7 protein-coding genes are annotated in these 11,096 nt (G+C 41.8%); 3 read left to right on the forward strand and 4 right to left on the reverse strand.

Translation table 11 applies throughout. The features are described 5' to 3' along the window. The first annotated feature begins 15 nt into the window (after positions 1–15). The 3 genes from NCCP2222_RS16935 to NCCP2222_RS16945 all read left to right on the forward strand — a co-directional run bounded on the left by NCCP2222_RS16935 (position 16) and on the right by NCCP2222_RS16945 (position 2,858). Complete coding sequence (locus NCCP2222_RS16935) at positions 16–828, forward strand: DUF3100 domain-containing protein (RefSeq protein ID WP_248513566.1); 813 nt, start codon at positions 16–18, stop codon at positions 826–828. Next, the gene (locus tag NCCP2222_RS16940; RefSeq protein ID WP_248513567.1) at positions 825–1,265 is read left to right on the forward strand and encodes a hypothetical protein; all 441 of its coding nucleotides are present in this window, start codon (positions 825–827) and stop codon (positions 1,263–1,265) included. The genes NCCP2222_RS16935 and NCCP2222_RS16940 overlap by 4 nt, the downstream gene beginning before the upstream one ends. A 465-nt stretch (positions 1,266–1,730) precedes the next feature. Beyond that, complete coding sequence (locus NCCP2222_RS16945) at positions 1,731–2,858, forward strand: response regulator (RefSeq protein WP_248513568.1); 1,128 nt, start codon at positions 1,731–1,733, stop codon at positions 2,856–2,858. Positions 2,859–2,980: 122 nt separating this feature from the next. Here the strand turns inward: NCCP2222_RS16945 and NCCP2222_RS16950 are convergent, their stop codons facing one another. From NCCP2222_RS16950 to NCCP2222_RS16965, 4 genes are all read right to left on the reverse strand, one after another. Continuing rightward, positions 2,981–3,874, reverse strand: coding sequence for a sensor domain-containing diguanylate cyclase (locus tag NCCP2222_RS16950; RefSeq protein WP_248513569.1), 894 nt, complete (start codon positions 3,872–3,874; stop codon positions 2,981–2,983). Positions 3,875–4,056: 182 nt separating this feature from the next. Then, a complete protein-coding gene (locus NCCP2222_RS16955) occupies positions 4,057–4,668 on the reverse strand; it encodes a class D sortase (RefSeq protein ID WP_375709210.1) in 612 nt (203 codons plus the stop codon). 18 nt (positions 4,669–4,686) lie between these two features. Then, the gene (locus NCCP2222_RS16960; protein WP_248513571.1) at positions 4,687–9,477 is read right to left on the reverse strand and encodes a SpaA isopeptide-forming pilin-related protein; all 4,791 of its coding nucleotides are present in this window, start codon (positions 9,475–9,477) and stop codon (positions 4,687–4,689) included. Positions 9,478–9,852: 375 nt separating this feature from the next. After that, positions 9,853–11,096, reverse strand: a 1,244-nt coding sequence (locus tag NCCP2222_RS16965; RefSeq protein ID WP_248513572.1) for a hypothetical protein, incomplete at its 5' end; no start/stop codon positions are given.

The following is an 11,096-nucleotide window of genomic DNA, read 5'->3' on the forward strand; positions in this document are numbered from 1 at the left end:
AGGGAGGGGAAAGGGATGAAAAACAGCGTAAAGCTTCACTTAATTGTGCTCGCTTTTGTTGTTGTGGGTGAATGGATCGGAGCGAAGCAATTCAACATTGGGGTAGGTACCATCGCTCTGTTTCCAATGTTATATGTGTTAATATGGGGGGCCATTGTTAGTTGGCCGAAATTCAAACTGATGAGCGACAAGCAAATGAAACATGCGGCAACGGTACTCGGCATTTCATTCATGCTGTTCGTTGCCAAGCTGGGTACAATGCTCGGCCCTTCTTTGCCGAAAATATTTGAAGCCGGCCTGTCACTTGCGTTCCAAGAAGTCGGGCACGTTATTGGAACAATAGCAATCGGATTGCCAATTGCCATTCTTCTTGGAATGAAACGCGAAGCAATCGGGGCCACTTTCTCTATCGACCGGGAACCGAACCTTGCGATCATCGCAGAAAAATACGGAGCTGATTCTCCGGAAGGACGCGGTGCTCTGGGCGTTTACGTTTGCGGTACCGTATTCGGTGCCATCTACTTGGCATTGCTGGCCGGCTTCCTCGGTAGTCTTGGCATCCTTCACCCTATCTCGCTCGCCATGGGGGCAGGCGTCGGATCGGGCAGTATGATGGCTGCAGCTTCGGGTGCATTGGCTGTCACTTTCCCAAATGATGCAGAAGATATCGCATTATTTGCGGCAGCAGCCAATTTGATCACAACGATTCTCGGCACCTATATTTGCGTCTTCTTCTCCTTGCCTGTCACAGCCCGGCTGTATAACTGGCTCGAGCCAAAGTTGGGACGCAATAAGCTGTCCATCGATAAAGGGGGCGACCAATCATGATGGAAAAGGCCAAAATTCTATCATTGATCGGACTCATTGCGATTATCGGCAACTGGGTCGGGTATAAAATCAACCCGATCGAAGCACTGCCCGGCATGATCATGATTGTGCTCGCGACAGTAATCGGACTCGCCCTTGCTACTTATTTGCCGGTAAAAATCCCGGCAGTCGTCTGGATCTCTTTCATCGCGCTTATTGCGACAACACCGATTTTTCCGGGGAATGGCTGGATTGTGGAACAAACCGGTAAGATTAACTTCATGGCGATCGCCACTCCTATTTTGGCGTATGCCGGCTTGTCACTCGGCAAAGATATCGAGGACTTCAAAAAACTCGGCTGGCGGATTGTCATTATTTCATTAGTTGTGTATACGGGTACGTTTTTATTTGCTTCGGTATTTGCGGAGATTATTTTTAGAATTCAGGGACGTTTTTAATTAAATAAAGCCATGTGGAGAGTGGTTCTCTGCATGGTTTTTTGTTAGGTTATATAGCGGACTTGTGAGGTGTTATGCTCGGGTGTACAGGTTTATGCGTGGGTTTGAATGCGGTGAAGTGTTAAGGAATACTTATAAATAAATTTACTAGTCTTTTGATAATCGAAATGGGCATGGGGTTTTATACGTACCTCCCTGCTATTAACATGACCATCACAGTCACAATGGATATCGTTGGAAAAGAATAATGAAAAACGGCGCAGTAAAATTAGAAATAAAAATGCATTTTAAAAGTATAAACTACCAATCTATTAAACCTTATAGTACTTTTGAGCATTTATCACTAACCAAAACTCCCTCTTCCCCTCCTCCTACCTCTGTCCTCTTGCCATACCCAGATGGAATTTGAGATAATGACTGGAAATATATAACTTGGTAGATTGTAGATGAAGGTGGTGATTTCTGGTGATTCGAGCGATTATTGTAGATGATGAGCAGCTGGCGTTACAGCAATTGGAGAAAAAGCTTGTTAAAACGAATAGAGTGGAGGTCGTGGGGGCCTATCCAAATGGGACAGAGATGCTGAAAGATATGCAGCATCTTCAGTTTGACGTCGCCTTTTTAGATATCGAAATGCCCGGTTTGAGCGGCTTGGATCTGGCGGATGTCATCAAAGAGTGGAACAAGGATATTTTCATCGTCTTTGTTACCGCATACCGGGACTACGCAGTTCAAGCTTTCGAGTTGGACTCCATTGATTATCTTCTTAAACCAATCATGCAGGAACGTTTGGAGAAAACGACACGGCGCATTCAAGAACAAATGCGAATTCGTTCCAATGAGAAGAGCAGCACACCTATCCAGCTAAAAACATTGAAAATCATCTGTTTCAAAGAGTTTAATGTCTATCATCATAATACGCCTATCAAATGGAAAACAGCCAAAGTGAAAGAGCTTTTCGCCTATTTCTTCACGCATTTGCATAGCCCCACTCAACGCGACACGCTGATTGAAATTCTGTGGCCAGATGTAGAGTATTCGAGAGCCAAAATACAGCTGCATACGACAATGTCGTATTTACGAAAATTATTAAGTTCCATTGGGCAACCGAAGGCCATTCTATTTTCCAATGGAAGCTACACGATGAAGCTGGAACAGTTCGAGTGTGATGTACACCAGTTTGAAAATATATTGGAGAAGCATCCAGAGATTACGGACGATTCGATAGAAATGTTCGAAGGAATCATCGAGCATTACACTGGGGATTACTTGGAATGCACTGGATACGACTGGGCCTTACCAAAAGCTCAAAGTGTTCGTCAAAAAATGCTGCATTGTTTGCAAAAAATGGCGGACTACTTTAAGCAACAAGATGCGATCGATAAAACACAGGAATACTTGCGCTTACTTGTAACGTTTAACCCCTATTCCGAACACGCCGTGCAACAACTGATGCGATTTTATGTAGAGATCGGCAATCGGGGGGAGGCCGTGAAAGTGTACCATGAGATGAAATCGTTGCTACTGGAGGAATTAGGCATTCTGCCGGATCAGAAAACGACAGAACTATATGACATGATCGTCAAAGGTTAGTCTGGCATGTAGAGTAAAACTGCAACTCCAGTTGTTAGAATACAAGTCTGTTACCACAATAATTAGTGTGGCAGCAGACTAATTCAGATTCCATAATGCTCTCACCAATCTTCCTTAGTTCCTTATGTCCGAATAACAAAGGGCATTCCAGCGAAGCACCATCGAGTGGATTCCTCGGCTTTTGCCTCGAACATCGCATGGTCTGCAAGTTGGAGCAGCTGAACCGGATCTCTGCCATTATCCGGATACAGACTGATTCCAATGCTTGCACTCACCTGTACACAAAACGTGTCCAATGGAAAACCTTCATCAAATGCATAAGCGATAGAAGCAATTACTTTATCCAGTGCTGAAATTTCCTTCATCAATATAATGAACTCATCCCCGCTTATATGATAAAATTCCAGTTCGTATGGCAGATTGGAAATACGCTTTCCTACTTCAATGAGCAATGCATCTCCAATATAATGTCCATACAAATCATTAACAGATTTAAATTTGTTGATATCAATAAACAGGACTACAAAACGAGATTTCTTCTGTTCTGCTTCGGAAACATGCCGTTCCAGCGACAACAGCAATTCCCGTCGATTTGGCAAGCCGGTCAGCTCATTCTGGTAAGCCAACCGTCTCCATTCCTCGGCTCTTTTCTGTTCCGTACAATCCAAATGGAAGGAGAGGATTCTGGCATCCTCTTCCCCTTCATTCAACAGAATAAATTTCGATTTTACCCATTTCAGTTCCCCTCGCTGGGTCACCAGAAAGCTTTCCCCTTGCCAGCGCTTCTCTTGCACAAGGATCTCACGGAGTTCCGCCCAATTTGGTCCATCCTTGATCAAATCATCGTAATCCTTCAAGTAGATCTCTTTTATGTCAGATTGAAGAAAACTCTGGAACGCCGTATTGGCATCTATGATCTTTCCATTTGGTGAAAGAGACAGAACCAAAAAGGATTCGTCTAGTATCTGGCGAAGCATATCTATGCTATTCAAGTCTTGATCGCCAATAAAATCCATGGGGAATCACCTCAATTTCCATCTTTAGTTATCATAACAAGCCATACTTACAAAACACTTAAAAACACTTGGGCAATAGGACATGCATTACTCCTTATTTATGTAAATAGCAACTTCCATAGAACGAAAACGCAAAAAAAAATCGAGCCATCCCTTTGTAAAGGAGATGACTCGATTGCTCATTACTTTCTTGAAGTACGTTCCACCAGTTCCCCCTTCACAGCAACCCGTTTCTTGCCGGAAATGGTGCAGGTGATCATCGTAATTTCATTCTTCCCTTGCGTATCATCCAGAACCTCAACAAAAGTCGGCTCAATGACTTCGGAGCTGATAATTTCATACACATACGTGTCCTCGCCTGCATGCAGATACACCTTTTCGCCAATCGGCACCCTGGCCAGATTACTAAAGTGGCGTCCATCTCGATAACCACGATGCCCCGCCACTGTGAAGTTTCCTACCCCCGGCACTTGTTCGGGCTTGATTTGCGTTAGCGCGATATTAAGATTGTCATCTGTCGTTTTCTCCAAGATGTGCTGCTTCATATCAATGAATGGAATTTCAAGTTCCATTACATGCATCAACTCTTCTTCCGTCAGAGTCAAATTTGGAATCTCTTCTAGAGCAACCGGTTCGGTGCCATCCGACTGCGCTATAAGGGACAACGCCTGCTCCATAGCCTTCACTTCTTTATTTTGGTTCCACTCCACATAAAGCGGAATAGAAACGAGGACGAGCCCCGTTAGCAAAAACAAAATCCCAAGAATCGATTTTTTGTTTTTCAAGGTTCTCATCCTCTCTTCTAGTATGGCTTATTCATTTGTCTTACGACGACGTACGAGCAGCCCTCCACCAATCAATAACAGGACAGAGCCCAATATAGTCATATACAGCAAGGTTTCTTCGCCTGTTTGTGGAAGTTTTCCACCCGCTGCAGTTCCTTTATTATTGCCTTTGCCATTGGTTGAACCGCTAACTGTTCCATTGCCATTCGGTTTTGGAGTGTCGGTTGTAATTCCGTCACTTCCAGAGCCATCTGGATTGTTCGGCTTGCTTGGCTTCGCCCCGCCTGATTGGTTTGAATCGTCCGGATTTTCTCCGCCTGGCTCGTTAGGGTTCTCTCCACCTGGTTGGCTTGGATCGATTGGATCTTCACCGCCTGGGTTACTTGGATTGTTTGGATCCTCGCTGCCTGGGTTACTTGGATTAGATGGATCTTCTCCACCTGGTGTACCTGGTTGGTTTGGATCTTTACCGCCAGGAGTTCCCGGGTTGGATGGATTCCCACCGCCAGGGGTACCTGGTTCTGAAGGTTTTTCAGGTCTGTCTGGATCGACTGGTACACCTGGTTCAGTAGGTCCAACCGGGTCAGGAATACGTGTGTTTGTTTTTTCAACGTAAACTGTTTCTGTTTGTTTTGCAGTAATAGTGAAGCTTACTGGTGTCTTGTTGACATAGTAACCAGCAGGAGCCTTCGTTTCGAAAAATTGGTACTCACCTGGTTCCAATTCGTCTAAATAAATCTCTCCATTGGCATCTGTCACAAGCTTTTCAGATGCCATGGTTGTGACAACTTCATAACCACTCGGCAAACCTTCGTTCATTTTGCGCAACTCAAATACCGCATTAGGAAGCAATAAGGTTTTAGTGGAATTATATTTTGTTAACTTGACAGAATGGGTGATTCGTTTGTTTGTTATTGTTTTGCTGATTTCGATACCGTTTTGCTGATCGTCCTTCACGACAATTGTATGCTCAGCGTTTTCGATAACATAATCAGGTTTTGCAGCAGTTTCAATCAAAGTATACGTGTCATATGGCAATTCATTAAAAATGATTTGTCCCTTATCATCGGTAGTTTGTTCGCCGACTAATTCTTCTGCACTGTTATAAAGTTCGAATACTACGCCAGACAATACTGTACTATCTGCAGCATCCACCTTTGTAATAACCAGCGAACCTTTTCCACGCATGTTATGTTTCGTGACCTCTGTGAATTCAATTTGATTTTCCTTGATTTCAAAGAGTTCCGTTTTTCTTTCATCTTCTTCATTTTCTAATAGATAATGTTCTGGCGCCTTTGTTTCCATAAAGTAGTACTTTCCAGCCGGTAGATTATTTACAACAATTTCGCCTTGGTCATTTGTTTTAAAAACCTCATCAGTAACGAGATCGCCATTTTCTTGATGAAGTGTAAATTCAGCGCCTGCTAATTTGGTATCCGGATTTTCTCTGTCTACTTTTATTAGCTTGACGGCCTGTTTGACTTTCTTGTTTGTGATTTCTATCATTTCTACATAATTCTTTACTTCACCCGTCGTATCCTTAATTGTTACCTTTTTACGCGAGTCATACCCAGAGCCAACTGCTGTATAACCATCTGGTGATTTAGTTTCAATTAAATAATAGTCGCCTTGACCAACTTTTGTTTTGAAAGTATAAACACCATCAACAGATTCTGATAAACGTTCAATCAGAAAACCATTTTCTTGTGCGCTCCATAGTTCAAATATAGCGCCGGGTAGTTTTATTCTTTTGTTATCTGTATCCACCTTCGTTATTTCAAGCTGGCCTTTTTTCGCATTGGCACCACCAGAAAATTTGAAAACTGCACTATAATTTTGTTCATCTTGCTTAACGCCCTCCGAATCACTCGATTCATAGGAAAGAACGGCTTTGTTTTCTACTTGAGTGTTGGATGCACCTAAAAAGTAGGTATCATACTTTACAACATAGGCTTTTGTTATCTTCTGATTGAATTTTATTTCAAATGTAGCAGTTGGATCTTGAAGATTTTCAAAGAAAACATCGTAAAGACCATTTCCAGGTGCATAACAAGTTCCTAATTCAGGTGATGGATTATATCCATTGTAATCCATTTCACAAACCTGAAATGATTCTTTATATACAATCTGATTCGGATTTCCGTCTTCATCGTTGCCTATCGTATCACTAATCACTGCATTTTTCAGCGTAGACTGACCCCAGTTTAGATTTATTGTCCAGTTAAGCTTGGCTCCTGAACTGTGTTCTTGTTTGGCATGTTTTGAAATCAGTTTTTCGGTGTGTTCGACTGTTACTTTTTTACTCCAATTAGCTGTGTATTCCCCTTTTGGATAACTGCCCGTCAACGTTGCGTTGTTTTCAACGACCTCTTTCTCGCCGTCAGGTCTATAATAATCATCTTTATTACGTGATTGATAATCAATACGGAATGCTTCGTTTATCGTGCTAGCAAAAACAATAGTGAACGTATGATTCTCAAATTTTAACGAATAGTCCTTTCCTTCAACTAAAGGTTCACCGATAACATTGCCATCCCCACCAGTTGCTAAATCTAACTTATTCACTTTTATAGAGTCACGATCCACAAGTTGTGACGGTGGTAAGGTATCACTAAACTTAGCGTTTGAAATCTCGTCAAAGTTATAGTTAATTCCTACGCTCCACTCAAATCTCTTTGTTTCATAATTGTAGCGTCCTGCTTTATAGCCTTTTTCTTTTTGTTGGTCATTTATTGTGACAGTGCTGCTTGTTTCTGACGAATAAGATTTTTCCCCAGTTTTCCAACTGAGTTGACCAATATTTTTGTAGGTGTCTAAGTTATCGACACCTCGAACGTCGTATTCAGTTGTATATGTGATGATGATGGGGGCAGTAATGGTGCCAGTGAACTCAATGTCAAATCCACCTTTTCCTTCATTGCCGTGTTTATCATCTTTTGCAGTAATGTTGTAAGTAACGTTCGTGTTGTTCCCAAGATCTACATTTATTTTTTCTATGATGTCCCCTTGTATTTTTAAGTTTTCATTCTCAAAAATATCACTTAGCTTAACATTTTCCATTGTATATTTAGCATTATTTAACTCTAGGCGCCAATCTATTGTCTTCTTTTGATAGTTAATATTAGAGTTTGATTTTGAGATTACATTTTGACTGTAGGAAGCTTTGGCCTCCTTAATATCGGTTGGTCTATCACTACGGACAACCTTGTTGGTAATTGTTGCCCTTTCAGTTACCAAATCTTTCGGCTTTGTTTTATACGTAATGGTGAATTCATTTGAAACATCTTTTTTAAGTTTCAACTGAAATCCTTTATCCTTACTCACAAACTCATAGTCTTCACTATTCAAACCGATAACGCTAATCTCTCCGACAAACTCATGTTTATTTTCATTAGTCCCCCAAGTATCTGTAATTGTCGTGCCAGCTTGAAGTGGCCTGCGATTTTCATTTACTTTAATGGTCCACTCCGCAGTCTCGCCATCTTTTTTAACAGACTTAGTTAGCGGAGACCCGTACTTGATTGTTGTTGATTGTGGGGAGTTTGCGCCATTAAAGCTGCCTGTATTCCCTAAAGTTTCTTGGGCTTCATCCGATTCATCAGGGATGGTTTTGTAAAAAATAGTGTATGCATATTTTCCGGTAAGTTGGAAGGTGAAACTGTTATCTTCAGCGCTGACTGTAAAATTATCAGTTACATCTTCTGTTTTGATTACTGTACCATCCGCACCAATTTGTTTTCTTTCAATGATAAATGAAGATGGATCATATTTATGTTTTCCAGTAAGCGTATCCGTGAAGGGAATCCCTTCATCTCCAAGATCATCCATCACTGTATTCACATCGACGGTCCACTCAACGAATTGACTGTTAGTTCCCTCATTGTCAGCCTTAACACTCTTCTTAACTTTTGTGCCGTCCAATGGTTGGAAGTTAATTATTATGGTTTCAGTACTACCTTCGTTTGGAAGGATAAGCTCCTGTTCTAAGTCATTACTAGATGACTCGTATTCAGCCTCAATACGGAAATAGCCATCCGTTTCAAGACCACCAGAACCACCCTCCCCTTGAAAACGAATGTTTTCATTAAATGTCACAATAACTTGCCCGTTACTTACACTATAAGTGGCATACTGCAAATGATCAGCATTCAATAATACACCAGATCCACTTGCTGCTTTTAGCGGGTTCGGTAGTGTATAGGTCAGTATGGAACCATTTCCATAGTTATGCCCGTGAGGAAGTGTAAACCGAATTTCCAAAGCAACTTTTTCTCCAAGTTTCGGTCGGTAATCAGAATCCTTCAAGCCATCCGGATCATACTTAACCGTATGAATGACATTTTCCTCTACGACACTATCAAAATCCCCTACTACTATTGAATTTATCTGATTTACAGCGTTCCCACATTCTGATTCTTCTTGTGCTTCTTGTTCAGTTTCTGAACATAAATCACCATTCTCAGCGCCCTCTTCTGTGCCTTGCTCGGCAGGTTCTGTCGTTTCAGAGTCGATAGGCTCAGTATTCTCTTCTTCTTGCTCCTTAGGATCCGTAGTTTCAGTGTCTGCAGGCTCCTCTTCGGCACCCCCACCGCCTGGAACATTTGGATTTGGATCATTATTGGTATCTGGGTCAGTTACGGACTCCTCGCCTATCTCTTGAGGATTTTCTCCAGATTGTATATCAGCAGGAACTTCCGCACTGTTACTAGAAATACCCAGATCCTGCCCACTGTCTGAAGCACTCACCGTAGCAATCGGCCCCAAGATCGTTTGGCCCACCAACAACAGCATAAGCATAAATACATAAATCTTTTTCACGCTTTTCTTCTCATCCTTTCTTCTTTTATTCTCATTTCACGTCAAGACATCAGGGATATCAATCCCCTTGACAGAATCGATACCTACAAGAACAAAACTTCCGGGTCGCCTTATCAACTGAATGTTCCATCTAATGCATATGGAATTCATCACTCTCCCAATTGATGTTATCAGTCGCTCAAGTTGAAAAAACCTTTTACAACACATCTATACTACCGTTCAATACTTATACATCTCTTACACTTCACTTAAAAATGCTTTAAAAAGTAGGTTTACAGCTTTTAAAATAAACTGCCTCCCTTAGCTTCATTTCACAAAGATTAGTCCAAAATAAAAAAATCCACCAACTGTTAAGACAGTTGGTGGATTTTCAATTTAGTACTTATTCACATAGACATCTGTGTTAAATTTTGCTTCATTGCCTTGCCGGTTTTGGACCGGTGAACTTGCATCACGGACCAATCGGACACGTAAATCGTAAATTTTATTATCAAGAAGGTTGATTGAATAGGTATTCAAGGAATTCGTTCTATTTGTATCCCTTGATAGTACTTCAAGAACCAAATCACCGTAACTGTAACCTGAGATTCCATCCGTATCTAGATAAACAACATCCTTTTTGTCACCGTTAATGTCAACGTTAACGGCAATCGATCCCCAGATCGTTGTCCCATACGTATTATCTGTATAAGAAGGTTGCACTGGACCCAATGCAGAGGTTGGAACAGCAACTTGATTAATGGATACTAGGAAGTCTTTCGCATCCACACCTAGAACCGCTTCACTAAAAGTAAGTACTAACGAATTATTTGAAGCACCTACTCGTGCCGCGATCAATTCCGGATTCGCACCACTCACGAAAGTCACGTTACCCTTTCCCGGAGCAGCTAATATATTCCCTGCGTTATCCCGGATATTGTTCACTGTAAACAAGGCTGTTTTCGTCTCTTTTATTTCTGAAGAAGGCACATGGACTGTGACAACAACGTTGGTTGCTTTGTCTGACGTTCCAGCGAAGTTTGTTGTGACATAGGAACCGTACGGCAATGCTTTGCCATCCCATGTATAATTATTTATGTCCTGTACGGTAACTAAATTAATCCCGCTTTCGTCATCAACTGCCGTAAAGGTTGCTGTCTGTTCCACGCCTGGTGAAACTCCCGGGTTTACAGGCGTGTTCGTAACACCTACTACGACTGGTCGAACCGTATCATTTGAAACATTGTTTGTGACCGAGAAATACATAGTCGCTAATTGGTTTGCATTTGGGCGTGCCGCTTTATCGACTACGGTGTTTGCAGAAAGTCGGAGTTGATAGTCCCCATTCGGCAACACTTGAGAAATAGTTAGTGTATTATTTGCAAACGTTGCATTGACACCGTTGCGAAGAGTAATTGGCGTTGATACACCTGTTTTTTGATCAATTAACATGATCGATGTATTGCCACTCGCTGAAATATCCTCGGTAAATGTAGCCACGATTTTACCATCCTTATATTCAACCGTCGTCAAAGCGGGTGGAATCGTGTCCTTCATCAACGTAACGGATTTAGAATACGTTGCCGCATCGTTACCAACTGTATCCTTCACGTCACTATCAATGAATAGGATGGCGTCAT

Origin of the sequence: Sporosarcina sp. NCCP-2222 (assembly GCF_023168145.1) — a bacterium.
Classification (GTDB): domain Bacteria; phylum Bacillota; class Bacilli; order Bacillales_A; family Planococcaceae; genus Sporosarcina.